The organism is Sphingobium fuliginis, assembly GCF_015074805.1.
Lineage (GTDB): Bacteria > Pseudomonadota > Alphaproteobacteria > Sphingomonadales > Sphingomonadaceae > Sphingobium > Sphingobium fuliginis.
This window is the reverse complement of sequence record NZ_CP060036.1, coordinates 432,956-458,326: the sequence shown is the minus strand read 5'-3', so window position 1 is coordinate 458,326 and position 25,371 is coordinate 432,956. Positions and strand designations below refer to the sequence as shown.

The window sequence follows — 25,371 nt, the reverse complement described above, 5'->3', positions numbered from 1 at the left end:
GGCGGGAGCATCCAGCGTTTCCGGGATTTCAGACCGCGCCGCCCAATGCCTTGACCAACGCAACGCTCGCCCGCATCCGCTGCGTCTCCACCGACAGCAGCGCGCGCTGCGCCTCCAGCGCGTCCGTCTGCGCCGTCACCACCTCCAGATAGTCCGACGCCCCATCCCGATAGCGGGTTAGCGCCAGCTCACTCGTCCGCCCTGCCGCCGCGGCCGCGCTGCGCTGGTTCACCGCCTGATCGGCCAGATGCCGGTTCGCGGCGATCGCATCCTCTACCTGCCGGAACGCCCCCAGCACCGTCTCCCGATAGCCTGCGCTCACCTCTTCATATTCCGCGCGGGACATCTTCACCCCGGCCCTCCGCCGACCGCCGTCGAACAGCGCCAGCACCGCCGAAGCCGGTCCCAACCCCCAGAAACTGCTGGGCTTGCTGAACAACTCGCCATGCGTCGTTTGATACCCGCCGGACAGCCCCAGGGTCAGCGTCGGGAAAAAGGCCGCCCTCGCCACGCCGATCCGTGCATTGGCCGCAAACATCCGCCGCTCCGCCGCCGCAATATCCGGCCGCCGCTGCAACAGCTCCGAAGGCGCGCCCGCCGGCAATGGAGGCGCGCCGAGAGGCTGCACCCGCACCGGGACGGAGAAGTCGGACGCCACCGCCCCGACCAGCGCAGCGATCTCATGCTCGGTCGCCGCCCGCTCGTTGGCGACGGCGGAAATCTGCGCCCGCGCATTATCCAGCACGGTCTTGGCGCGGTTGACGTCGATCCCGGAGGCGATGCCGCCATCATGCCGCGTTGCCGTCAGTCGATAGGCCTTGCCGAATGCCTCCACCGTCTGGCGCAGCAATTCCGCCTCTGCGTCCAGCCCGCGCAACCGCGCATAGGCGTCCGCCACCGCCGCCTGAAGGCTGAGCCGCGCGGAGGCCAGATCGGCCTCGCTGGCCTGCGCATCCGCCCGCGCCGCCCTCACGCCGTTGCGGATGCGGCCCCAGAGGTCGAGTTCATAGTCCAGCGTGGCCCCCACCGAAAAATCATCATAGGTCGGCGCCGTTCCATTGCCGCCGAAACGCCTTCCAGACAGCCTCTGACGGCTGGCATCGCCCCCTGCATTCACCTGCGGGAACAGGTCCGCCCTCTCGATCCGCGCCGCCGCCCGCGCCTGGTCATAGCGCGCAAGGGCGGCCGCCAGCGTCGGACTGGCCTGCTCCGCCCGCGCCTCCAGATCGTTCAGCACGGGATCGCCAAAGGCCTCCCACCATTTGCCGCGCGACGCCTGGTCCATCGGCGTCGCCGCCGTCCAACCCTCAGCCTCCTTGAACGCCTGCGGCACGGCGGTTGCAGGCGGCCGGTAGGCTGGCGCCATCGAGCATCCCGCCAGCCCTGCCAGCAACAGGGCCGCCGCCCGGCGATCAACCCCCATGGGCAGCACCCTTGGCGGCGGCCTGGACATGCACCTTGTCGCCGCTGCGGATCGCATCGGGCGGCGTGTCGATGACCCGGTCGGTCGGCAGGACGCCACCCGACAGCAGCACCACATTGCCTTCGTCCCGCGCGATCGTGACGGGCTTGACGGTCACGCGGCCGTCCCGGCCCACCACCGCCACGGTCGGCCCGTCATTGCCGTAGAGGATCGCGCTGCCCGGCAGGGTCGCGCCATTGCCCGATCCCGCCGGCACCTTGAAGCGGACCTGCGCATAGGCGCCCGGCTTCAGCGCCCCGTCGCGATTGTCCGCCTGCAATTGCACCAGCACCGCGCCCGACTGGGCATCGACGGCGCCCGAACTGCTGGTCAGGATCGCGTCGAAGCTGCGCCCGGGATATTCCGGCAGCGTCAGCGTCGCCGCCATTCCCGGCCTGATGGCCGCCGAATAGCCTTGCGGCACCCGCACATAGATACGCATGCGATGCGTGTCGGACACGGTGAACAAGGGCTGGGCCGCCGCATTGCCCGCCACCACCAGAGCGCCGATCTGCGCCGACCGGCTCGTCACGACACCGCTGAACGGCGCGGACAGACGGGTGAAGCCCTGCAAGGCCTGCAAGCGCTTCACATTGGCGAGCGCCGCATTGGACAGGGCCCTGCGCGCGGCAAGATCGCCGGCCTTCTCATCCGCCTCCTGCCGCGAGACGGCGTCCTGCGCGAGCATGGAGGCCCAGCGCTTCGACGTGGTGGCGGCCAGCCGTTCATTGGCGAGCGCGGTCTGATAATCGGCCTGCGCCTGTGCGAGCTGCTGGTCCACCTCCGGCGCGTCCAATATGGCGAGCGGCTGCCCGGCCCCGACATGATCGCCTATATCGGCCAGCCACCGCCGCACATAGCCATTGGTCCGGGCAAAGATCGCCGCGCTGTTATAGGCCTGGACATTGCCCGGCAGCACCAATGCGTCGCCTTCGCCACCGGCGGACGGCGTCACCACCGAGACGGTGGGAATGGATGCGTCGGCAGCGACCTGCCTCAGTTCATTGGTCGCGCTGATCCGCGACGCCACGCCGATGCCGACGATGGCGACCGCGACGACCGCCGCGCCGATCCCTACCCGCTTCAACGTGCGGCTATCGGGTCCTTGCGCCTCGGGATTTTCGATGGGGTTGTGCTCAGACATGGCTCGGCTGCATTTCCAGGGAAGGCGCCTTTTGCCCATGCTTGCGATGGACGAAGGCGAATATGGTGGGAACGAAGAACAGGGTGGCGACCGTCGCGCAGATCAGGCCGCCGATGACCGCCCGGCCCAGCGGCGCATTCTGCTCGCCGCCGTCGCCCAGGCCCAGCGCCATCGGGCCCATGCCGATGATCATCGCAAGGGCGGTCATCAGCACCGGTCGGAACCGGACCATCCCCGCCTCCAGCGCGGCCTTGCCGGCGTCGCCCAGTTCGGCGAGCTTCTCCCGCGCGAAGCTGACGACCAGGATGGAGTTGGCGGTCGCCACGCCCATGCACATGATCGCGCCCGTCAGCGCGGGCACGGACAGCGTCGTACCGGTGGTGAACAGCATCCAAACGATTCCCGCCAGCGCCGCCGGCAGGGCCGTGATGATCACGAAGGGATCGACCCAGCTCTGGAAGTTGACGACGATCAGCAGGTAGATCAGCACGATGGCCCCCGCCAGCCCCCATCCCAGCCCGGAAAAGGCCGTGTTCATCGTCGCATATTGGCCGCGGATGGTGACGGTCGTCCCCTTGGGCAGTTCCTTCTCCAGCGACCGGATCGCCCGCTGCACATCCCGGGCGACCGCACCCAGGTCACGCCCCTGCGTCGTCGCGAAGATGTCCAGCACGGGCGCAATGTCATAGTGACTGACGATGGGCACGGTGTTGGACCGCTTGATCGTGGCCAGCCCGCCCAGCGGCTGAACCGAGGCGCTTGCCGCGCTGCCCGACACCGGCACATTGCTAAGGTCGCTCATGGAGCCCACCAGATATTCCGGCGCCTGCGCCACGACCGGATATTGCACGCCGTTTTCCGGGTTCACGAAGAAGACGGGCGCGGTCTGCGACGTGCCTGCAAGCTGGCTTGCCAGGCTGGTCGTCACGTCCCGCTCCGACAGGCCATATTGCCCGACGCGCGAGCGGTCGACCTCGACATCGAGCTGCGGCGAGCGCGCCGGCTGCTGGATGCGGGCGTCGGCCAGTCCCGAAATGGTGGCCATCTTCGCCAGCAGCTTCTGCGCATAGGCGCGATTGCCGGCGGCGTTCTTGCCCGCGATCTGCACGTCGATGGGCGCGGGCGCGCCGAAGTTCAGGATCTGGCTGGTGATGTCGGCCGGCAGGAAGGCGAAGCCGGTGCCGGGGAAGCGGCGCGGCAGCTCCCGCCGCAGGGTGGCGACGATCTCGTCCGTCGGCCGATGACCTTTGGTCAGCGCGATCAGCATGTCGCCATCCTGCGGGCCGATGGTGCCGCTATTATTGTAGATGGCGTTGATGCCGCTGACCGGCAGGCCGATATTGTCCGTGATGGAGGCGAGTTCCTTCGCGGGGATCAGTGAGCGGACTTCCCGCGCGATGCGGTCGAAGCGGGCGGCGCTGTCTTCGATCCGGGCACCCACCGGCACGCGCACATGCATCGCGATCTGCCCTGAATCGACCGAGGGGAAGAAGTTGCTGCCCAGCATCGGCAACAGCCCGAAAGACAGCAGAACGACGGCCATGAAGCCGAGCAGGAAGGGCTTGCGCGCATTCAGCGCCCGGTGCAGCAGCCCGACATAGCCGCGCCTTATCCTTTCGAAGCGCCGTTCGAACCCGCGCTGGAAGCGGACCAGCGGATTGCGCGAGGCAGGCGCTCCGGCCATATGCGCGTCGCCCTGTTCGACATGAGGCCGTAGCAGATACATGGCCATGGTCGGCACCAGCGTCCGCGACAGGATGAAGGATGCGATCATCGCGAACACGACGGAAAGCGCCATCGGCACGAACAGGAATCCGGCGACCCCCGGCAGGAAGAACATCGGCACGAACACGATGCAGATGCACAGCAGCGACACGAAGGCGGGCGTCACGATCTGCGCCGCGCCGTCCAGTATCGCCTCGATCACGCCCTTGCCCTGCTCCAGATGCCAGTTGATATTCTCTATGGTCACGGTGGCGTCGTCGACCAATATGCCGACTGCCAGCGCCAGCCCGCCCAGCGTCATGACGTTCAGCGTCTGGCCGAAGGCTGCAAGCGCCGCGACCGCCGCCAGGATCGCAAGCGGGATCGACAGCGCGATGATCACCGTCGAGCGCCAGGAGCCCAGGAACAGCAGGATCATCAGGGATGTCAGCGCCGCCGCGATGGCGCCTTCGTGAATGACGCCTTCCACCGCCGCCTTCACGAACAGCGACTGGTCGCCGATGGGCAATATCTTCAGGCTGTCCGGCAGGCCCGCCGCGATCTGGGGCAGCTTTTCCTTGACGCCGTCCACGATCGCCAGGGTGGAGGTGGCGCCGTTCTTGAGGATGGTCAGCAGCACGGACCGGCTGCCCTCGACATGCACGATATTCTGCTGCGGCCCGCTGCCGTCGCGGACATGCGCGACATCGCGCATCGTGATGGTCGCGCCGTTGACCACCTTGACGGGCAGGTCGTTCAGGGCCTCTATGGAGGAAGGCGCATTGTTCAGCTTCACGCTGTACTGGGTTTCCCCGATCTTGACGAAACCGGCCGGATTGATCTGGTTCTGCGCCGCGATCGCCGCACCCACATCCTGCGCCGACAGCCCCTTGGACTGAAGCGCCAGCGGATTGAGGTCGATCTGCACCTGCCGCTGCTTGCCGCCCGAGGGGAAAGGCATGGCAAGGCCGGGCACCGTGATCAGCGGCGGGCGGACCTGGTTCATCCCCATGTCGAACAGCTGCTGTTCCGACAGCCCCTTGCCCGACAGGGCGAGCTGGAGGATCGGCACGGTCGACGCGCTGTAATTCAGGACAAGCGGCGGCGTGATCCCCGGCGGCATCTGGCGCAACACGGTCTGCGACACCGACGTCACCTGCGCGGTCGCGGTGCGGATGTCGGCGCCCGGCTGGAAATAGATTTTGATGATGCCGATGCCCTGAAGCGACTGGCTCTCGATATGTTCGATGTCGTTGACCGTGGTGGTCAGCACGCGCTCATAGGGATTGACGATGCGGTTGGCCATGTCCTCCGGCGACAGGCCCGCATATTGCCAGGCGACCGCCACCACGGGAATGCGGATATTGGGAAAGATGTCGACCGGCGTTCGCGCTGCCGCCAGCACCCCCGCGATCGCGATCAGGATCGCCATCACGATGAAGGTGAGCGGACGATGCAGGGCAACCTTGACGATACCGATCATTCACGACTCCACGGATGCGCCGCCGGACGATCCCCGCCGCACATGACGATACAACCTCTCCAGATATTTTCGCCGCCTGATACCAGAGACGAAGCGCGCCAGGAAATGCGCATATCGTTTGCCGCATTTCCGGCCGTCGCCAGAAAGGCGGCCAGCGCGGAAATGCTCCAAGACGCGTGGGGACTTCGTTCGGGGCGAAGCGAATTTCCACACATCCTAGAATGCGACGGCATCCCCGGCCATGGCGGAGTGCTGCGGCAATGAGGGGGCATAGCCCGCGCACCTCCGCCGGCCAGCCGGGAGACGCCGCCACATTCGAAGCCGCCCATGCGCCCTTGGACATTCTGCGTCTAATATATAATATGGCATGATCGATATGTTGAGCGACATGATCCATGGACCTTCGCCATCTCCGCTATTTTCTGTGCGTCGCTGAGGAGATGCATTTCGGCCGCGCCGCGCTGCGCCTCGGCATATCGCAGCCGCCGCTCAGCCAGCAGATCCGTGCTCTGGAGGAGGAACTGGGCGTCCGCCTGTTCGACCGCACCAGCCGCAGGGTGCGACTGACGGAGGCGGGCCGGCTGTTCGAGCCTGAAGCGCGCCGGACCCTTGCCCAGGCGGACCGCGCCGCACAGATCGCGCGCATGGCCCAAAGGGCGGAGATCGGGCGGCTGGGGCTGGGCTTCACCACTTCCGGCCCCTTCGTGCCTCCGGTGGCGCGGGCGCTCTACCGCTTCCGCCAGACCTATCCCGATGTCGAACTGATCCTGCGCGAACAAGGGCGCGACGAGCAGGTGGAGAGTGTGGCGAGCCGTCAGCTCGACCTTGGCATCGTGCGTAATTTCGAGGCGCCGGCGCTGCCCGAAGGCATGCTGTCCCGATGCCTGCTCAAGGAAGAGATGGTGCTGGCCCTGCGCGCCGATCATCCGCTGGCGTTGCGCCCTGCCCCGCCGCGCATCGCAGACCTTTCCGACGAGCCGCTGGTGCTCTACGGCGCGCCCAATGGGACGGGGTTCACGGAGCATTTCCAGGCCCTGTGCGCGGAAGCAGGGTTCGTCCCGAAAATCTCGCATGAAGCCCGCAGCCTCGCGACCCTGCTGGGCCTTGTCGCGGCCGGCTTCGGCCCCACGGTGATTGCCGGGTCGATGGCGCGGCTGCATGTCGACAATGTGATCAACCGCCCGTTCGACGTGCCGGTCATGAGCGCGCTCTGGCTGATCCATCATGAGGATCTGTCACCGACCGGCCGGGCCTTTCTGAAGACCCTGCTGGAAGAACGCCATTTGTAGGAGTTAATTCACGAAACATCTTCTGCTCAAGCCTCCTCTTCCCATTCCCCTTTCCAGCCTCTATGCATGGCCGCCGAAGGGTGGTTTCGACCGACCTTCATGATCGCGCCGGTGCCCTCCCAAGGGGCTTAATAGGGAATGCGGTGATGAATCCGCGGCTGTCCCTGCAACTGTAAGCGGCGAGCGAGACGCATAGCGATCCCCCGGAAGCGCCGGAGGATCAGCCACTGGGCCGGACGCTAAATCATGCGAGGCCTGGGAAGGCCATGCGCCAAGCTATGACCCGCGAGCCAGGAAACCTGCCTGCGTCTGGTCGCTCTTGCCTTGGTCCAGGGGATGGCCACGGCACGGTCCTCCGTCTGAGCGACGCTTCACGCAGCGGGAGCTGCTGTCGGCATGCCGGGCGCAAGAGCGTCCGTCCGGCATGAAGGCGGCTCCCGTCCGGTTTCGCAGACGCAGACGGGGTACAGACCCTATGAGCATATCGACCCATGAGCCGGAATCGCCCGGGGCGCCGGCCAGCCGTCTTCGCCGCCGCGCGACCGGCATGTTCGCCGGGCTCATCGCCGCCAATCTGACGGCCTGGATCGCAGCCTTCACGATCTTCGCGGGCGATCCGGTCATGCTGGGCACGGCGTTGCTGGCCTGGAGCCTGGGCCTCCGCCATGCCGTGGATGCCGATCATATCGCCGCCATCGACAATGTGACCCGCAAGCTGATGCAGGACGGCCAGCGGCCCCTGACCGTCGGCTTCTGGTTCGCCATCGGCCATAGCGGCATCGTCCTGATCGCCGCCGTCGCCATCGCTGTCGCCGCCAGTGCGCTGAGCCGGGTGGAAGCGGCGGGAGCCATCGGCGGCACCATCGCGACAATGGTGTCGGCGACCTTCCTCTTCGCCATCGCGGCGATGAACCTGATCATCCTCCGATCAGTTCTCAGGACGTTCAACCATGTTCGAAAGGGTGGAGCCTATGTCGATGAAGATATGGACATATTGCTCGGCAACCGGGGTTTGCTCGCACGCCTCTTCCGCCCGCTTTTCCGGCTGGTGACGCGAAGCTGGCACATGGCTCCGCTCGGCTTCCTCTTCGGCCTGGGCTTCGATACCGCAACCGAAGTCGCCATTCTGGGCCTGTCCGCCGGTCAGGCCGCCAGCGGCCTTTCGGTTGCGACCGTCCTCATCTTTCCCCTGCTCTTCGCGGCGGGCATGGCGCTGATCGACACGGCGGACGGTGCCCTGATGATGGGCGCCTACCAGTGGGCGTTCGTGAAGCCGATCCGCAAGCTCTACTACAATATCACCATCACGCTGGTGTCGGCGCTGGTCGCGCTGCTCATCGGCGGGATCGAGGCAGCGGCCCTGCTGGGCGACAAGCTCGGCCTCAGCGGCGGCGTATGGACCCTTGCCGCCGACCTTGGCGAGCATTTCAACAGCCTCGGCTTCATCATCATCGGCCTGTTCGCCGCCTGCTGGCTGCTGAGCTGGGCCATCTATCGCTGGAAAGGCTTCGACGAGATCGAAGTCGCTCCCATCCCCAGCCACCAACCGCAAGGAAATCCCGCATGAAAAAGGTTCCCGCCACAGTCATCACCGGCTTTCTCGGCGCCGGCAAGACCACGCTGATCCGTCACCTCATCGAACATGCGGGCGGCCGCCGCCTCGCCCTCATCATCAACGAATTCGGGGACGTCGGCGTCGACGGCGCGCTGGTGCGGGGCTGCGGCGACGAAGCCTGCCCGGACGAGGACATCATCGAACTGGCCAATGGCTGCATCTGCTGCACCGTGGCCGACGATTTCCTGCCGACCATGCAAAAGCTGCTCGACCGGCCCACCCCGCCCGATCACATCATCATCGAGACCAGCGGCCTTGCCCTGCCCAAGCCGCTGGTGAAGGCCTTCCAATGGCCCGACATCCGCACGCGCGCCACGGTCGACGGAGTGATCGCCCTGATCGACGCCGACGCGCTGGCGGCGGGTCGCTTCGCCCATGACGAGGCGGCGCTCGCCGCCGCCCGCGCGGCCGACCCGACGCTGGATCATGACAGCCCCATCGAGGAACTGTTCGAGGACCAGCTTGCCTGCGCCGACCTTGTCCTGCTCAACAAGACCGATCTGGTCGCCGTGGACCGGCTGGCCGTGCTGGAGCGGGAACTGGCCCAGGAAATCCGCCCCGGCGTCCGCATCCTCCGCACGGCGAGGGGAGAGATCGATCCGGCCATATTGCTCGGCCTCGGCGCCGGGGTGGAGGACGGGATCGATGCCCGTCCCTCGCACCATGACGATGGGGAGGATCACGACCATGACGATTTCGAGAGCTTCATCGTCGACCTGGGCGAACTTTCCGGTCCGGAGCCGCTGTTGGCGGCGCTGGCGGAGAGCATCGCCGTGCATGACATCCTGCGCGTGAAGGGCTTCCTCGCCATAGAAGGGCGCCCCGCCCGCCTCGTGCTGCAAGCCGTCGGCCCCCGCATCCAGCATCATTATGACCGGCACTGGCAGGCCGACGAACCGCGCCGCTCCCGCCTGGTGGTGATCGGCCAGAGCGGCATGGACCGCGCCGCCATAGAGGCCGCGCTTGGCGCGCAGATGGCCGCTGCCTGATGCATCTGCTGACCGCCACGCCCGGCACCGTCTCCAACGGCGACGAAGCCATCGACCTCGGCCAGTCGCCGGGCGACATCGTGCTGCTGACCGTGGCGGACAGCGAACTTGCCTGTTTCGCGAGCGCAGCCCATGTTCTGGGGCAAGAGCTCGGCAGGGCGGCGCCCGAAATCCGGCTGGCCAATCTCCTCCAGCTCAAGCACCCCTATTCCGTCGATCTGTATGTCGAAAAGGTCGTCGCCCACGCCAAATTCGTCTGCGTCATCCTGCTGGGCGGCAAGAGCTATTGGCCCTATGGCATTGATGAGATTGCAAATATCGCCCGAAAAAAGGGCATAGCCTTTGCGGCGATCGCCGATGGGCGAGAAGATGACCCCGCGTTGCGCGCCGCATCGACCGTCGCGGCGGAGAGCTGCGATCTCCTGCGCGACTATCTGCGGCAGGGCGGCATTGCCAACGCCATCGCCTTCCTGCGCAACGCCGCCCGCCTTGCCGGTTTCGACGCGGGCGTTCCCGATGCGCCCGTTCCGGTGGCCGACGCGGGCCTCTATTTGCCCGGCGTCGATCGACCCACGCTGGATCAGGTCAGGAGCGGATGGAAGGCAGGGCAGCCGACGGCCCTCTTCCTCTTCTACCGCGCGCTGCTGATCGCGGGCACGCTGGACGCCGTGGACCGCATGGTCGCGGGATTGGAGACGGCGGGCCTCAACGTCCTTCCCGTCCATGTGCGCGCCTTGCGCGAACCTTTCGCCCGGGACTTCCTGCAAGGGCTGATGGCGGAGGCGCCGCCGGACGTCATCCTCAACGCCACCGCCTTTGCCGCCAGCGCGCCGGGCGAGCCGCGCACGCCCTCCATCCTCGAACAGGCGGATTGCGCGATCCTCCAGACGATCTTCGCCAGCGCCGAACAGAGCGCCTGGGAGTCGAGTGCCCGCGGGCTGGGCCCCCGCGACCTCGCCATGCATGTCGCGCTGCCGGAGGTGGACGGCCGCCTCTTCACCCGCGCGGTCGCCTTCAAGGCTGCGGCACGGTTCGATGCCCGCACGGAATGCAGCATCGTCGTGCCCCAGATACTGGAAGATCGTGTCAGCTTCGTATCCCAACTTACTGCAAATTGGGCTAAACTTCGTAGAACGCGAGTGGAGGAACGTCAGGTCGCGCTCATCCTCGCCAACTATCCCAACAGGGATGGCCGCATCGGCAATGGCGTCGGCCTCGATACGCCCGCCAGTGCCGCCGCCATTCTGAAGGCCCTGGCGGAAGCAGGCTACGGAACGGATGATGCGCCCACCAACGGCGCCGCGCTGATGCAGCGCATGACAGGTGGCATCACCAATGCCGCGCCGGACCGTCCGGGTGAAATCACCCTCTCGCTCCAGGCCTATGACGCAGCCTTCGCCACGCTGCCCCAGGCGGTCCGCGAAGCCGTCCGGTGCCGCTGGGGGGCGCCCGAAACCGATCCTTTCTTCCGCGAAGGCGCCTTCCATCTGCCGGTGCACCGCTTCGGCAGGATCGCGGTCGCCGTGCAGCCGTCGCGCGGTTATCATGTCGATCCCAAGAGCAGCTATCACGACCCGGCGCTGCCCCCGCCCCATGCCTATCTCGCCTTCCATATCTGGCTGGCCGGCGATTTCGGCGCCCATGCCGTCGTCCATGTCGGCAAGCACGGCAATCTCGAATGGCTGCCGGGCAAGGCGATCGCGCTGTCCGAAAACTGCTTTCCGGAAATCTGCGCCGGGCCGATCCCGCAAATCTATCCGTTCATCGTCAACGATCCCGGCGAAGGCACCCAGGCCAAGCGTCGCATCGGCGCCTGCATCGTCGACCATCTGACGCCGCCATTGACCCGCGCCGAGAGCTACGGCCCGCTCAAGGAGCTGGAGGCTCTGGTCGACGAATATTATCTCGCCGCCGGCATGGACCCACGCCGGCTGGAAACGCTGCGCAAGGACATTCTGGCCCTCGCCGCCTCGCAAGGGCTGGACAAGGATTCAGGCGCGCAGGGAAGCGGAGACGAGGCTTTATCAGCGATCGACAACTATCTGTGCGAACTCAAGGAAATGCAGATACGCGACGGGCTGCACGTCTTCACGCAAAGCCCGGAGGGTTCCCTTCGCCGCGACCTGCTCATTTCCCTTGCCCGCTGCCCAAGGGGTATGGGCGATGCCGGCCAGCAGTCCCTGCTCCGTGCGCTGGCGGATGATCTGGGGCTGGATTTCGACCCGCTCGACTGCACGATGGGCGCGCCCTGGGCCGGACCCCGGCCGGAAGCGCTGCAAAGCCTGACAGGAGCACCTTGGCGCAGCACGGGCGACACGGTGGAACGACTGGAACTTCACGCCATCCGCCTGCTCGATGAGTTGGAACATCGTCATTCCCGCGCGTGCGGGGATGACGGCAGTTGCCGGAAAGGCGCTCCCGGTCCACGGAGCGCTGCGGTTCTCAAGGCTATCGAAACCGATCTCGCCCCGCGCGTCGACGGCTGCGGAGAGGCCGAAAAAGCCGCACTCCTCAAAGCCCTCAACGGTGATTTCGTCGCCCCGGGCCCTTCCGGAGCGCCCACCAGGGGTCGCCCCGACGTCCTCCCCACCGGGCGCAATTTCTATTCGGTCGACACCAGGGCCGTGCCCACGGTGGCGGCATGGAATCTCGGGCAGCGCTCCGCCGATCTCATCGTGCAGGACTATCTCCAGCGCGAGGGCGACTATCCCCGCGCCATCGCCCTTTCCGCCTGGGGCACCGCCAATATGCGGACCGGCGGCGACGACATAGCGCAGGCGCTGGCCCTGATGGGCGTCCGGCCGCGCTGGGACTGGGCTTCGGGCCGGGTCATCGGTTTTGAGGTCATGAAGATCGCGGAACTGAACCGCCCCCGCGTCGACGTCACCTTCCGCGTGTCCGGCTTCTTCCGCGACGCCTTCCCGGAACAGATCGACCTGATCGACAGCGCCGCCCGCGCCGTCATGGCGCTGGACGAGCCGGACGAGGACAATCCGGCCGCCGCCCGCCACCGCATCGAAACCGCCGCGCTGATCGCGCAGGGCACGCCGGAAAAGGCCGCGCGGCGCCGCGCGGGAAGCCGCGTCTTCGGTTCGAAACCGGGCGCCTATGGCGCCGGCCTCCAGGCGATGATCGACGAGAAGATCTGGCACGACCGGTCGGACCTTGCCAATGTCTATCTCGACTGGGGCAGCTATGCCTATGGCGGCGGGGTAGAAGGCGACAGCGAACGGAGCCTCTTCACGCAGCGCCTGACCGAAGCCGACGCGCTGATCCAGAATCAGGACAATCGCGAGCACGACCTGCTCGACAGCGACGATTACTACCAGTTCGAAGGCGGCATCGCCGCGGCGGTCGAGCATCTCTCCGGCAGGAGGCCGCTCAGCTATCATAACGACCACAGCCGTCCCGAACGTCCGGTCATCCGCACGCTGGAGGACGAGATCGGCCGCATCGTCCGCGCCCGCGTCGCCAATCCCAAATGGATCGCGGGCATGATGCGCCACGGCTACAAGGGCGCGTTCGAGATCGCGGCCTCCGTCGACTATCTCTTCGCCTTCGCCGCGACCACCCATGCGGTGAAGGACCATCATTTCGACGCGGTCCACGCCGCCTTCATCGAGGATGAGGCGGTTCGCGCCTTCATGGCGGAAGCCAATCCGGCCGCCCTGCGGGAGACCGCCGCCCGCCTCCACGAAGCGCTGGACCGCGCCCTTTGGAAACCCCGGTCGAACAGCGCCGCCATGCTTCTCTCCCAACTCAAGGATGCCCCGCAATGATCGAACGCACGCCCGAACAGCATGCCGAAAAGATGAAGAAGAAACAGGCCGCCCATGACAGGATCATGGCGACCAAGACGCAGGAAAAGGGCCTGCTGATCGTCCACACCGGCAAGGGCAAGGGCAAGACGACCGCCGCTCTCGGCATGGTGGTCCGCGCCATCGGCCATGGCAGGAAGGTGGGCGTCGTGCAGTTCGTGAAGGGCGCGATGACCACCGGAGAAAAACGGGTGTTCGATGCGTTCCCCGACAATGTCGAATTCAAGCCGATGGGCGAAGGCTTCACCTGGAACACGCAGGACCGGACGCGGGACATTGCCCTTGCACGCGAAGCATGGGATGAGGTGAAACGCATGATCGCCGATCCGGCCTATGACATGGTCCTTGCCGATGAACTCAACATCGTCCTGCGCTACGACTATCTTCCGGTCGAAGAGGTGCTGGAGGCCGTGACCGCCAGGGGCGAAATGAAGCATGTCATCGTCACAGGCCGCAACGCGCCCGAGGCGCTGATAGAGGCGGCCGATCTCGTCACTGAAATGACCCTCGTCAAACATCCCTTCCGCAGCGGCGTGAAGGCCCAGCCGGGAATCGAATTCTGACACACACCGCCTTCGACATCGCCGCCTTCGAGGAACTGGTGCACCTGCGCCGCGACGTGCGCCATTTCCTCACCGATCCGCTGGACGAGAGCGAGGTCGAACGGCTCCTTGCCCTCGCCCATAGCGCGCCTTCCGTCGGGCTGTCGCAGCCCTGGCGTTTCGTCCGGATCGAAACGCCCGCCTTGCGCGAGGATCTTGCCGCCCATGTCGACGCGCAGGTGATCGAGGCGGGCAGTATCTATCGGGGGGAGGAAGACAGGCTGTACCGAAGCCTGAAATTGCACGGCCTGCGCGAAGCGCCGGTGCTGTTCGCGGTCTATTGCGACGAAGGCACGGAAACCGGCCACAGGCTGGGCGCGATCACCATGCCGGAGGCGCGCCGCTATAGCTGCGTGATGGCGATCCACACCCTCTGGCTGGCTGCCCGCACGCGCGGCATCGGCATGGGCTGGGTTTCGATCCTCGACCGCCCGACCGTGGACGCCCTGCTCGCCATTCCGGAAAACTGGCGCTGCCTCGGCCTGCTGTGCCTGGGCTATCCGGTGAGCGAGGAGGCGACGCCGGAACTGGAGAGGCGCGGCTGGGAACATCGCACCGACTGGCATTCCACCATTGTCACGCGCTGACGATTCCCGTCCGAAGGCCTCTTCCCTTTCCTTTCCGCCCGGCCTATGAGCGTTTTTGGAGCGGGTTCCGCCCGCTCCATCGATCGCGTCGGTGCCCCGAAGGGGCTTAAATGGGAACGCGGTGCGGGAGGAGACTCCCTAATCCGTGGCTGTCCCTGCAACTGTGAGCGGCGAGCAAGGCAAGGACGTGCGGTTCCCCACGGGGAACGGCCAGCCACTGGAGCGATCCGGGAAGGCCCGTGCCGAAGCGACGACCCGCAAGCCAGGAGACCTGCCGAACGCAAAGGTCGCTCTAGCCATGGTCCAGGGGATGGTCACGGCTCGGTTCTCCGCACGGGCGACGAAATGCGGCTGGGGGTGAACCCTCCGGCCGTCGTTGCGACGTGGGAGGTAAGGTCCGTTGCCAGACGCGCAAAGCGCATCGTCCGCCGCCATTCGCGGCTGGTGCCCGACGGCATGGCGCCCGATGATGGCGGGCGACGGGCTGCTGGTGCGGGTCCGTCCACCGCTGGGCCGCCTGACCGTCCCCCAGGCCATCGGCCTTGCCGAAGCCGCGCGTCTTCACGGCAATGGCCTTGTCGACCTCACCAACCGGGCCGCGCTCCAGCTTCGCGGCGTGACGGAACAAGGCCATGGCCCGCTGCTCCGGCACCTTGTCGCCCTGGGCCTTACGGATCACGATCCGGCCCGCGAAGCGCGCCGCAATTTCCTGCTCGCTCCCGATTCATCGCCCGGGGATGACACGGAAAGCATCGCGCTCAGCCTGATCGCCCACATCGATGAGCTGCCCCAGCTTCCTTCCAAGATAGGGATCGCCATAGATGCCGGGCCTGCGCCCTGTCTTGCCGCCGTCCCCGCCGATTTCCGGTTCGAGCGCAGCGAGGCGGGCAGGCTGCTGCTGCGGGTGGAGGGGCGTCCGCTGGGTTCGCCCACCAGCGTTGAAACGGCGGCGCGCGACCTGATTGCGCTTGCCCGCTGGTTCCTTGCCACGGGCGGCGGCGCATCGGGCCGTGCCGCCCGGCACGAAGCCCCGCTGCCGACCGCTGCCGACATCGCGCCCGCGCCATCCCGCCCGCTGTCCCGATTGCTGGCGGAGGCATCGGGGCCTTTCCACGGCATTCCCTTCGGTCAGTTTGACGCCGACAGCCTTATCGCGCTGGCCGGGAAACCGCATGTCACGGCCCTGCGCCTCACCCCATGGCGCGGTTTGATCCTGGAGGGCGGCGCAGACAGTGCGGAGCACGCCTCTCCTGACGGCCTGCTCCGCGTCGACGCCTGCCCCGGCGCGCCCGCATGCCCGCAGGCAAGCGTCGAGACGCGCGGCCTCGCCACCCGGCTCGCGCCCCTTGTCGAAGGGTCGCTGCATGTGTCCGGCTGCGCCAAGGGCTGCGCCCGCCAAAGGCCCGCAGGGCTGGTCCTCACCGGCCGGCAGGGCCGCTTCGACCTGTCCCGCAACGCCCGCGCCGGATCGCCGCCGGAAAAAACCGGCCTGACCGCCCGACAAATCCTCGCCCTTTTCGGAAGGCCCTGATGCCCCACAGCTACGAAACCGACGGAGCCGCCATCTATCGGCAGTCCTTCCGCACCATTCGCGCCGAAGCCGACCTTGCCCGCTTCTCGCCCGAGGAGGAACGCATCGCCGTCCGCATGATCCATGCGGCGGGCCTGGTCGGACTTGCTTCCCACATCCGCTTTTCGCCGTCCTTCGCCCGGGACGCTATCGCCGCGCTTCAGGCGGGCGCGCCGATCCTCTGCGACGCGCGCATGGTGTCGGAGGGCATAACCCTGAAGCGCCTGCCCGCCGCCAATTCGATCCTCTGCACCCTGAACGATCCGCAGGTGCCTGCCCTGGCGGCGCAAATGTTCAACACCCGCTCGGCCGCGGCGCTCGAACTCTGGCGCCCGCATCTGGAGGGCGCGCTGGTCGCGATCGGCAATGCCCCGACGGCGCTTTTCCATCTGCTCAACATGCTGGAAGACCCCGACTGCCCCCGCCCGGCCGCGATCATCGGCTGCCCCGTCGGCTTCGTCGGCGCGGCGGAATCGAAGGAAGCGCTCTGGCGCAGTCGGCCCGTCCCCTGCTGTATCGTGGAGGGTCGCCCCGGCGGCAGCGCCATCACGGTCGCGGCGGTGAATGCGATAGCGAGCCCGGCGGAATGAGCGGCGGGACCATCCATGGCGTCGGCCTGGGACCGGGGGCGCAGGACCTGATGAGCGTCCGCGCCGACCGGCTGATCCGCAATGCCCGGCACATCGCCTATTTCCGCAAGAGGGGAAGGTCGGGCCATGCCCGCAGCATCGTGGAGGGCATGTTGCGCGCCGATGCCGTCGAATATCCGATGGAATATCCGGTCACGACGGAAATCCCGCTGTCCGACCCGCGCTACAATGATCTGCTCTCGACCTTCTATGCCGATTGCACGGCGCATCTGGACGGGCTTTCGGCACGCGGCGAGGATGTGGTCGTCCTTTGCGAAGGCGATCCTTTCTTCTACGGCAGCTTCATGCACCTGCACAGCCGCCTTGCCGCGCCGGTGAAGATCGTCCCCGGCATCACCGGCATGTCCGGCGCCTGGACCGCCAGCGGCATGCCGATCAGTTGGGGCGACGATGTCCTGACGGTGTTGATGGCCACCCTGTCCGAAGAGGAACTGACCCGCCGCATCCGCGACAGCCATGCTCTGGTCGTCATGAAGATCGGCCGCAACCTTCCCAGGCTTCGCCGCGCCGTCGAAGCCGCGGGCAAGCAGGACAGCGCCTGGCTGGTCGAATATGCGACCATGGCGGATCAGCGCATCACCCCGCTGGCGGAAGCGACCGACGTCACCGCCTATTTTTCGATCCTGCTGGTCCACGGACAGGGCCGCCGTCCATGACCGGATGGGTCGTGGCAGCCGGTCTTGGTCCGGGAGCGGACGCGCTCATCACGCCGGAGGTGTCGGATGCGCTGGCGCAGGCGAGCGACGTCATCGGATACATCCCCTATGTCGCCCGGGTGGCCCAAAGACCGGGCCTGACGCTCCACGCCTCGGACAATCGGGTCGAACTCGACCGCGCCGCCCATGCCCTGGCCCTCGCCGCGCAGGGCAAGCGGGTGGCGGTGGTTTCCTCGGGCGATCCGGGGGTCTTCGCCATGGCCTCCGCCCTGTTCGAAGCCGTGGAGGCAGGGCCGGAGGACTGGCGCGACCTCGACATCCGCGTCCTGCCCGGCATCACCGCCATGCTCGCCGCCGCCGCAAGGGCGGGCGCGCCGCTCGGCCATGATTTCTGCGCCATCAACCTGTCCGACAATCTCAAGCCCTGGCCGCTGATCGAGCGCCGCCTGCGCCTCGCCGCACAGGCCGATTTCGCCATGGCCTTCTACAATCCCCGTTCCCGTTCCAGGCCGGAGGGTTTCGGGCGGGCGCTGGCGATCCTGCGCGAGGAATGCGGCGAGGACCGGTTCATCCTGTTCGCCCGGGCCGTCTCCACGCCGGAGGAAACGCTGAGCGTGGTGCCGTTGAGCCGGGCCACTGCGGACATGGCCGACATGCGCACCATGGTCATCGTCGGTTCCAGCCGCACCCGGCTGATCGAACGCTCCGGCCCGCCGATCCTCTATACGCCGCGCTCCGCCGCATGACCCAGCCATTGCAGCACCCCGGCGACCTCATGCGTCACCTGCGCCGCTGGACAGGCCGGACGCTCGATCATCACGACCGGCAGTCCCAGCATGCGCGCGGCGACCAGCTTCGCCCGCGCGCCGCCGCCACCTGCATTTTTCGACACCACGCAGTCGATGCCATGGGCGCGCATCAACTGCATGTCGCCCTCCACCGTGAAGGGACCGCGGTCGATCACCAGCGCATGATCGGGCAGCCCCGGCGCAACGGCGGGCATATCGACGAAGCGCAACAGATAATGATGCTGAGGCTGCACGGCGAAGGCGTCCACATGCATGCGCCCCAGGGCCAGCATCACATTCTGCCTGGCTCCCTCCAGCGCCGCCACCGCCCCGGCCATGTCCGGCACATAGGTCCAGCGGTCTCCCTCCGCCGCGGTCCAGGGCGGCCGGGTCAGCATGATGTGCTCCACCCCCGCCTCCCGCGCCGCGCCAAGGGCATTCCCGCTCATCGCAGCGGCGAAGGGATGAGTGGCGTCCACCAGATGGGTGACGCCTTCCTCCCGCAAATAGCGCGCGAGGCCGGCCATGCCCCCGAAGCCGCCGACGCGCACCGGCACCGGCTGCGCCTGTGGTTTGTTCGTCCGCCCCGCATAGCTCAACACCGCGCGAACGCCCCGTTCGGCAAGAGCAGCCGCAAGCGCGCTCGCTTCCGTGGTGCCGCCCAGAATGAGGATGTTGGACATGCCCGATACTCCTGACGGTCCGTGGCTGACGATCGTCGGCATCGGGGAAGACGGCCCGAATGGCCTGTCGTCCGCCGCCCGCGAAGCGCTGGAGAAAGCCGCGCTCGTCGCTGGAGCGCCGCGCCATCTTGCGCTGCTGCCTGCCCTTAGGGCGGAAAGCCTGCCCTGGCCAGTCCCGTTCGCGGCCGGCGTTCCGATGCTGCTCGCCCGCCGTGGAGACCCAACCGTCCTGCTTGCCTCCGGCGATCCCTTCTGGTTCGGCGCGGGGAGCAGCATCACGCGGCATTTGCGGCCGGATGAATGGACGGCGCACCCAGCGCCCTCCACATTCTCCCTTGCCGCCGCGCGGCTGGGCTGGGCGCTTCAGGACGTGGAATGCCATGGCCTTCACGCCGCGCCGCTGACGCGGTTGCGTCCCGGTCTCGTGTCCGGCCGCCGCGCCATATTGCTGCTGCGCGACGGGCAGGCGGCGGGCGAGCTTGCGGCCTGGCTGACGGAACAGGGCTTCGGCCGTTCGACCCTGCATGTGCTGGAAGCGCTGGGCGGCCCCCGCGAACATATCCGCCAGTGCACGGCCGAAGCGCCGGACCTTGCCGATGTCGCGCATCCCGTTGCGGTCGGCCTGTCCGTGGCGGGCGAAGGCAGGACGCTCCCCCGCTCCAGCGGCATCCCCGACGACTGGTTCGACCATGACGGCCAGATCACCAAGCGCCCGGCCCGCGCCCTGACCCTGTCCGCCCTGGCGCCCCGCCCTGGCGAGACATTATGGGACATAGGCGCAGGTTCCGGCTCCATCGCCATAGAATGGCTGCTCGCCCATTCCTCCACCCAGGCCATCGCTTTCGAGGCCGATCCGGATCGCGCCGCCCGGGCGCGCGCCAATGCCCTTCATCTGGGCGTCGACCGCCTGACCGTCATGGAGGGCAGAGCGCCCGACATCCTGACCGGCCGGACCCGCCCCGAGGCCGTCTTCATCGGCGGAGGGCTGAGCCAGTCCCTGCTCGCGACATTGTTCGCCCTGCCCGGCGGTCCCACGCGCCTTGTCGCCAATGCCGTCACGCTGGAATCGGAAGCGCTGCTTGCCAAATGGCATGCCGACAAGGGCGGCGACCTGCTTCGCATCGAGCTTGCGCAGGCGATGCCCCTGGGCAGCCGTCGCGGCTGGCGTTCCGCCTATCCGCTGGTGCAGTGGAGCGTGACGCTATGATCGTCGCCGGCTTCGGCTTCCGCCACAGCGCGTCGCTCGCTTCGCTGGAATCGGCGCTGGAGCAGGCGACGGGCGCCATGATCGCGGTCGACGCGCTGGCAACCCTCGATGGCAAGGCCGGGCAGCTTGCGCCATTGGCGCGCAAGCTCGCCCTGCCCCTGATGGCCGTCGGCGTGGAAAGGCTGGCGGAACAGCCCGTGGCCACCCGATCTCCCGCCAGCATGGCCGCCCATGGCACCGGCAGCGTCGCCGAAGCCACGGCCCTCGCCGCTTCAGGGCCAGAGGGCCGCCTGCTAGCGCCCCGCGCCTTCTCTTCCGACCGCCTCGCAAGTTGCGCCCTAGCCGAAAGCCCTGCCCCATGACCGTTCATTTCATCGGCGCCGGTCCCGGCGCGCCCGACCTCATCACCCTGCGCGGGCGCGACCTGATCGCACGTTCTCCGGTCTGTCTCTATGCCGGATCGCTGGTGCCCGCCGCCCTGCTCGATCATTGTCCGGCGGGCGCGCGGATCGTCAACACGGCGCCGCTGACGCTGGACGAGATCGTCGCCATCATCGTCGATGCCCATCAAGCGGGGCATGACGTCGCGCGCCTTCATTCCGGCGACCTGTCCGTCTGGTCGGCCATGGGCGAGCAGCTTCGGCGGCTGAAAGCGATCGGCATTCCTTTCAGCATCACGCCCGGCGTCCCCTCCTTCGCCGCCGCCGCTGCCGCCATCGGCGCCGAACTGACGCTGCCCGAACTCGGCCAGTCGGTGATCCTCACGCGGACGCCGGGGCGCGCCAGCGCCATGCCGTCCGGTGAAAGCCTCTCTGCATTCGGCGCGACCGGCGCGACGCTCGCCATCCATCTGTCGATCCATAATCTGGCGCAGGTGGTGCGCGACCTGATCCCGCATCATGGCGCCCATTGCCCCGCGGCCGTGGTGTGGCGCGCAAGCTGGCCGGATCAGCGGATCGTGCGGGCGACGCTGGGCACCATCGGGGAAGCTGCTGCGGACGGGCCCGAACGGACCGCCATCATTCTTGTCGGCCCGGTGCTGGGCAGCGAGGATTTCGCGGAAAGCAGCCTCTACGCGCCCGGCTATGACCGCCGTTTCCGACCGGCCAGCGCCGACTCCGCCTTCATCGACAAGCCATGACGCCGGGCCTTCTGATCGCGGCGCCCCGATCAGGATCGGGCAAGACGACCGTCACGCTGGGCCTGCTGCGGGCCTTTTCCCGAATGGGCATCAGGGTACAGCCGTTCAAGTCCGGCCCCGACTATATCGACCCGGCATTTCAGCAGGCGGCCAGCCGCCGCCCCTCCTTCAACCTCGACAGTTGGGCGATGTCCGCATCGCAGATGGCGACCGTTGCAGGCCGGGCCGACGCAGAACTGATCGTCGCGGAAGGCGTGATGGGCCTGTTCGACGGCGCCCCCGCCGTCGGGGAAGCCGGCACCGGCGCGAGCGCGGACATCGCGGCGCTGTTCGGCTGGCCCGTCCTTCTCGTCATGGACGTGTCGGGCCAGAGCCAGTCCGCCGCCGCCATCGCCAGCGGTTTCCGTGGCCTTCGTTCCGATATTTCCATGGCAGGCGTCGTCCTCAACCAAGTCGCCAGCCAGCGCCACGAACGGCTGATCCGCGCGGCGATGGAGGGGGCGGACATCCCCGTCCTGGGCGCCATTCCGCGCTCCGCCGCGCTCCACCTGCCGGAGCGTCATCTGGGTCTGGTCCAGGCGGCCGAACAGGCCGATCTCGACCGGATCATCGACCGGATGGCGGACATCGTGGCGACCCATGTGGACCTCAACGCTGTCCGGCGCGCGGCCCGGTCCGCCCCGGCGCAGGATCGCGCTTCAATGCCGACCCTGCCGCCACCCGGCCAGCGCATTGCCATCGCCCGGGACGAAGCCTTCTCCTTCACCTATGCGCATCTCCTGTCCGGCTGGCGGGATGCAGGCGCGGAAATCCTGCCCTTCTCCCCCCTGGCCGACGAAGCCCCGGCAGCCGATGCCGATGCGGTCTGGCTCCCCGGCGGCTATCCCGAACTCCATGCGGGCCGGATCGCGCAGGCGGCCCATTTCCTTTCCGGCCTGCGCCGCCACGCACTGGACCGTCCGATCCATGGCGAATGCGGCGGCTATATGGTGCTGGGACAGGCGCTGATCGATGCCGACGGGCAGGCACATGCCATGGCCGGCCTGCTCGGCCTCGCCACCAGCTTCGCGGAACGGCGCCTTCATCTTGGCTACCGACAGGCGCGCTTGCTGGCGCCGATGGGCGGCATGCCTGCGGGAGCGATGCTGAACGGCCATGAATTCCATTATTCCACCATCATCGAGCAACCGGACAGCCCGCTCGCTCATGTGACCGACGCGGAAGGTCAGGCCGTTTCGTCGACGGGATCGCATCGCGGCCGTGTCACCGGCAGTTTCTTCCACCTCATCGCTCCCGCTTCGAAAGCCTCCTCATGATCAGTATCGACCTTATCGGCATCGGCACGGGCAATCCCGATCACCTCACTCGCGCCGCGGTGAAGGCGATGAACGACGCCGACCTCATCCTGCTGCCCCGCAAGGGCGACGCCAAGTCCGACCTCATCGACCTGCGCCGCGCCATTTGCGCCGAACTGCTGACGCAGGCGGTGAAAATCGTGGAATTCGACATGCCTCGGCGGGCGGACCGGACCGATTATGTCGGCGCCGTCCTCGACTGGCACGATGCCATCGCCGCGCTCTGGATGGAGCAGGTCGCCCGGCATCTTCCCGAAGGCGGCAGGCTCGCCCTGCTGGTCTGGGGCGATCCGTCGCTTTATGACAGCAGCCTGCGCATCGCCGGGCGCCTGCCGGGCGCGAAGGTCCGCGTGATTCCCGGCATCACCAGCGTACAGGCGCTGACCGCCGCCCACGGCATCTGCCTCAACGACCTTGCCGATCCCGTGCTGATCACCACCGGCCGGCGCCTCAGCGAACGCGGCTGGCCGGGCTGCGCCGACAGCCTGGTCGTCATGCTGGATGGCCATTGCGCCTTCCAGACCCTGCCGCCCGAGGGTCTCGACATCTGGTGGGGCGCCTATCTGGGATTGCCCCAGGAAAGACTCGCCCGGGGTCCGCTGGCCATGAGGGGGGCCGAGATCGCCTCATGCCGCGCCGCGCTCCGCCAGGAACACGGCTGGATCATGGACATCTATCTTTTACGAAGGCGCAAGACGGTCCGACGACCCTGAAGCCGTCAGGCGACGTTCGGCATCAGTTCGATGATCGGCCTGCTAGCGGCCTGTCGCATGCCGCTCGATGCCGTTTCGGCGCGGCGGCGGAACTCGGCAGCCATTGCCTGATGCATCATGCGCGCCGAAGCATCCGCAGTGGTCGCTGCCAGTTGATCATGCATTCTTGCCCGGTCTAGACATTCTTCTGGCGTAAGAGCATTCGTCATGAATCGAACTCCTGCCTGTCGCAGGGCCCGTCCTCTCCACCGCCTTCAGAGCGACAGATCCGACTTCGCCCACGAAAAACCGGCGGACAACTTAACCTTTCCCATCATCGATTGAAAACGGAATCTTGCCGCAGCCCTTTTCCCGTCCGCCGCGCGCACCGGTTCAGCGCAGCCAGGCCGCATTGGGCTGCGCGCTATGGCTTTTCAATTCCTTGCGCGTTTCGGAATCAACCTCCTTCAACAGCACTTCATAACCCCAGAGATTCGCCAGATTTTGCAAGACCATAGCGGCATCGCGGGCATCCAGTTGGACGCCGTCCAGCACCGAATGCTCGACGATCAGCTTGCGGTCGCCGGCCAGGTCGACATCGACCACCTGTATGTCGGGTTCCTGCCGCCCGATTTCATATTCCCGCGCCAGGGAGCGCCGAATCCGGCGATAGCCGCGCTCATCGTGAATGGCGTCGACCCGCAGTTCCGATTCGCCCTGCTTGTCGAGGATCTTGAACAGCCGCCATTGCCGGATCAGATGTGGGCTCAGAAATTGCGAAACGAAGCTTTCGTCCCGATAATTGGCCCATATGTCCTTCAGCACCTCCATCGGGTCGCCCGATCCGGCAATATCCCCGAACCATTCGCGATCCTCCTCCGTCGGCGCCCGGCAGACCCTTTCGATGTCCGACATGATGCCGAAGCCCAGGGCATAGGGGTTGAAACCGCCAAATTGTCCTGAATCATAGGTGGGTTGATAGACGACATTGGTATGGGATGAGAGGAATTCCATGAAGGCGCCGTCGGTCAGCCATCCCCGTTCGTGCAACGTCGTCATGATGCGATAATGGGTGTAGGTCGCAGCGCCTTCGTTCATCGCCTTGGTCTGGCGCTGCGGGTAGAAATATTGCGCGATCAACCGCACGATCCGCAAAATCTCCCGTTGCCAGCTTTCCAGCCGGGGGCCGGACTTTTCCAGGAAATAGAGGATATTTTCCTGCGGCAGTCCCAGCGCCGCCCGTCTGGCGTCGCTGGGGATCGCGTCCGCCTTCGCTCCAGTGGGCACGGTGCGCCACAGATCGTCATAGATGCGGTCGCGATAGGCCTGCCGTTCCGCCTCCCGCGCCGCCTCCGCCTTCAAGTCCCTTGGGCGGACGCGCGGATAGCGATGCACGCCCTGGTTCATCAACGCATGGGCGGCGTCCAGCACCCGCTCGACCGGCAATTGGCCGTAGCGTTCCTCGCATTGCGCGATGTAGCGCTTGGCGAATTCCAGATAATCCAGAATTCCCTCGGCATCGGTCCATTGCTTGAAGACATAATTATTCTTGAAGAAATGATTATGCCCGAAGGCCGCATGGGCGATGACCAGCGTCTGCATCGTCGCGCTATTTTCCTGCATCAGATAGTTGATGCAGGGATCGCTGTTGATGACCAGCTCATAGGCCAGGCCGCGCAGCCCCTTGCGGTACATCATCTCATTGGTCACGAACTGCTTGCCGAAGGACCAGTGTTTGTAGAAGAGCGGCATGCCGATGGAGGAATAGGCGTCCAGCATCTGCTCCGCGCTGATGACCTCTATCTGGTTGGGATAGATGTCGAGCTTCATTTCCTGGAGCGCGATGGGCTCGATCGTTTCGTAAATGCGGTTGATGAGCGCGAAGTCCCAATCGCTTCCCGTGAACAGCGGGGCGGACGCCAGTTCGACCGTCATG

21 protein-coding genes and 2 riboswitches are annotated in these 25,371 nt (G+C 66.8%); of the genes, 15 read left to right on the top strand and 6 right to left on the bottom strand.

Features of this window, described 5'->3' with window-relative positions:
• Positions 1-28 precede the first annotated feature (28 nt).
• Genes H5V43_RS18300 through H5V43_RS18290 form a run of 3 tightly spaced genes read right to left on the bottom strand, consistent with a single transcriptional unit; the run spans position 29 to position 5,793 of the window.
• A complete protein-coding gene (locus H5V43_RS18300; protein ID WP_025546663.1) occupies positions 29-1,423 on the bottom strand; it encodes an efflux transporter outer membrane subunit in 1,395 nt (464 codons plus the stop codon).
• Positions 1,413-2,606 (bottom strand): efflux RND transporter periplasmic adaptor subunit, encoded by a 1,194-nt coding sequence (locus H5V43_RS18295; RefSeq protein ID WP_025546662.1) that lies wholly within the window; start codon positions 2,604-2,606, stop codon positions 1,413-1,415. Before H5V43_RS18295 ends, H5V43_RS18300 begins: the two co-directional genes overlap by 11 nt.
• Positions 2,599-5,793, bottom strand: coding sequence for an efflux RND transporter permease subunit (locus H5V43_RS18290; RefSeq protein ID WP_025546661.1), 3,195 nt, complete (start codon positions 5,791-5,793; stop codon positions 2,599-2,601). Before H5V43_RS18290 ends, H5V43_RS18295 begins: the two co-directional genes overlap by 8 nt.
• A gap of 395 nt (positions 5,794-6,188) precedes the next feature.
• On the opposite strand from H5V43_RS18290, the gene H5V43_RS18285 reads away from it, so the two are divergent.
• The 10 genes from H5V43_RS18285 to cobJ all read left to right on the top strand — a co-directional run bounded on the left by H5V43_RS18285 (position 6,189) and on the right by cobJ (position 18,315).
• The gene (locus H5V43_RS18285; RefSeq protein ID WP_025546659.1) at positions 6,189-7,082 is read left to right on the top strand and encodes a LysR substrate-binding domain-containing protein; all 894 of its coding nucleotides are present in this window, start codon (positions 6,189-6,191) and stop codon (positions 7,080-7,082) included.
• 92 nt (positions 7,083-7,174) lie between these two features.
• A riboswitch (cobalamin riboswitch) is annotated at positions 7,175-7,403 on the top strand.
• 154 nt (positions 7,404-7,557) lie between these two features.
• Complete coding sequence (locus H5V43_RS18280; protein ID WP_025546657.1) at positions 7,558-8,649, top strand: HoxN/HupN/NixA family nickel/cobalt transporter; 1,092 nt, start codon at positions 7,558-7,560, stop codon at positions 8,647-8,649.
• Positions 8,646-9,686, top strand: a complete 1,041-nt coding sequence (gene cobW / locus H5V43_RS18275) for a cobalamin biosynthesis protein CobW (RefSeq protein ID WP_025546655.1) — start codon at positions 8,646-8,648, stop codon at positions 9,684-9,686. Before H5V43_RS18280 ends, cobW begins: the two co-directional genes overlap by 4 nt.
• On the top strand, positions 9,686-13,465 hold the full coding sequence (gene cobN / locus H5V43_RS18270) for a cobaltochelatase subunit CobN (protein ID WP_025546653.1): 3,780 nt from the start codon (positions 9,686-9,688) through the stop codon (positions 13,463-13,465). The genes cobW and cobN overlap by 1 nt, the downstream gene beginning before the upstream one ends.
• Positions 13,462-14,067 (top strand): cob(I)yrinic acid a,c-diamide adenosyltransferase, encoded by a 606-nt coding sequence (cobO, locus tag H5V43_RS18265; RefSeq protein ID WP_025546651.1) that lies wholly within the window; start codon positions 13,462-13,464, stop codon positions 14,065-14,067. The genes cobN and cobO overlap by 4 nt, the downstream gene beginning before the upstream one ends.
• A gap of 56 nt (positions 14,068-14,123) precedes the next feature.
• Positions 14,124-14,693 carry a 5,6-dimethylbenzimidazole synthase gene (gene bluB / locus H5V43_RS18260; protein WP_025546649.1) on the top strand — a complete coding sequence of 190 codons (570 nt, stop codon included), beginning with the start codon at positions 14,124-14,126 and terminating at the stop codon, positions 14,691-14,693.
• Between the two features lie 72 nt (positions 14,694-14,765).
• A riboswitch (cobalamin riboswitch) is annotated at positions 14,766-14,987 on the top strand.
• 172 nt (positions 14,988-15,159) lie between these two features.
• On the top strand, positions 15,160-16,224 hold the full coding sequence (locus tag H5V43_RS18255) for a cobalamin biosynthesis protein CobG (RefSeq protein WP_025546645.1): 1,065 nt from the start codon (positions 15,160-15,162) through the stop codon (positions 16,222-16,224).
• Positions 16,224-16,853, top strand: a complete 630-nt coding sequence (locus tag H5V43_RS18250) for a precorrin-8X methylmutase (protein WP_025546643.1) — start codon at positions 16,224-16,226, stop codon at positions 16,851-16,853. Before H5V43_RS18255 ends, H5V43_RS18250 begins: the two co-directional genes overlap by 1 nt.
• Positions 16,850-17,569, top strand: a complete 720-nt coding sequence (cobI, locus tag H5V43_RS18245) for a precorrin-2 C(20)-methyltransferase (RefSeq protein ID WP_193666881.1) — start codon at positions 16,850-16,852, stop codon at positions 17,567-17,569. Before H5V43_RS18250 ends, cobI begins: the two co-directional genes overlap by 4 nt.
• Positions 17,566-18,315, top strand: a complete 750-nt coding sequence (gene cobJ, locus H5V43_RS18240; protein WP_025546642.1) for a precorrin-3B C(17)-methyltransferase — start codon at positions 17,566-17,568, stop codon at positions 18,313-18,315. The genes cobI and cobJ overlap by 4 nt, the downstream gene beginning before the upstream one ends.
• On the opposite strand, the gene H5V43_RS18235 is transcribed toward cobJ, so the two are convergent.
• Positions 18,291-19,040, bottom strand: a complete 750-nt coding sequence (locus H5V43_RS18235) for a cobalt-precorrin-6A reductase (RefSeq protein ID WP_193666880.1) — start codon at positions 19,038-19,040, stop codon at positions 18,291-18,293. The genes cobJ and H5V43_RS18235 overlap by 25 nt on opposite strands.
• Between H5V43_RS18235 and cbiE the strand changes: the two genes are divergently transcribed.
• Genes cbiE through cobF form a run of 5 tightly spaced genes read left to right on the top strand, consistent with a single transcriptional unit; the run spans position 19,039 to position 23,456 of the window.
• Entirely contained in the window at positions 19,039-20,247 is a 1,209-nt protein-coding gene (gene cbiE / locus H5V43_RS18230) for a precorrin-6y C5,15-methyltransferase (decarboxylating) subunit CbiE (RefSeq protein ID WP_193666879.1), read from the top strand. The genes H5V43_RS18235 and cbiE overlap by 2 nt on opposite strands.
• The gene (locus H5V43_RS18225) at positions 20,244-20,609 is read left to right on the top strand and encodes a cobalamin biosynthesis protein (protein WP_025546640.1); all 366 of its coding nucleotides are present in this window, start codon (positions 20,244-20,246) and stop codon (positions 20,607-20,609) included. Before cbiE ends, H5V43_RS18225 begins: the two co-directional genes overlap by 4 nt.
• Entirely contained in the window at positions 20,606-21,388 is a 783-nt protein-coding gene (cobM, locus tag H5V43_RS18220; RefSeq protein ID WP_025546638.1) for a precorrin-4 C(11)-methyltransferase, read from the top strand. The genes H5V43_RS18225 and cobM overlap by 4 nt, the downstream gene beginning before the upstream one ends.
• Complete coding sequence (locus tag H5V43_RS18215; protein ID WP_025546636.1) at positions 21,385-22,704, top strand: cobyrinic acid a,c-diamide synthase CobB; 1,320 nt, start codon at positions 21,385-21,387, stop codon at positions 22,702-22,704. Before cobM ends, H5V43_RS18215 begins: the two co-directional genes overlap by 4 nt.
• Positions 22,701-23,456 (top strand): precorrin-6A synthase (deacetylating), encoded by a 756-nt coding sequence (gene cobF, locus H5V43_RS18210; protein WP_025546634.1) that lies wholly within the window; start codon positions 22,701-22,703, stop codon positions 23,454-23,456. Before H5V43_RS18215 ends, cobF begins: the two co-directional genes overlap by 4 nt.
• A gap of 5 nt (positions 23,457-23,461) precedes the next feature.
• Here cobF and H5V43_RS18205 read toward each other — a convergent pair whose 3' ends face one another.
• Together H5V43_RS18205 and H5V43_RS18200 are read right to left on the bottom strand one after the other, a co-directional pair.
• Positions 23,462-23,665 carry a hypothetical protein gene (locus H5V43_RS18205; protein WP_025546632.1) on the bottom strand — a complete coding sequence of 68 codons (204 nt, stop codon included), beginning with the start codon at positions 23,663-23,665 and terminating at the stop codon, positions 23,462-23,464.
• A gap of 163 nt (positions 23,666-23,828) precedes the next feature.
• Complete coding sequence (locus H5V43_RS18200) at positions 23,829-25,370, bottom strand: SpoVR family protein (protein WP_025546630.1); 1,542 nt, start codon at positions 25,368-25,370, stop codon at positions 23,829-23,831.
• Position 25,371: the final 1 nt, after the last annotated feature.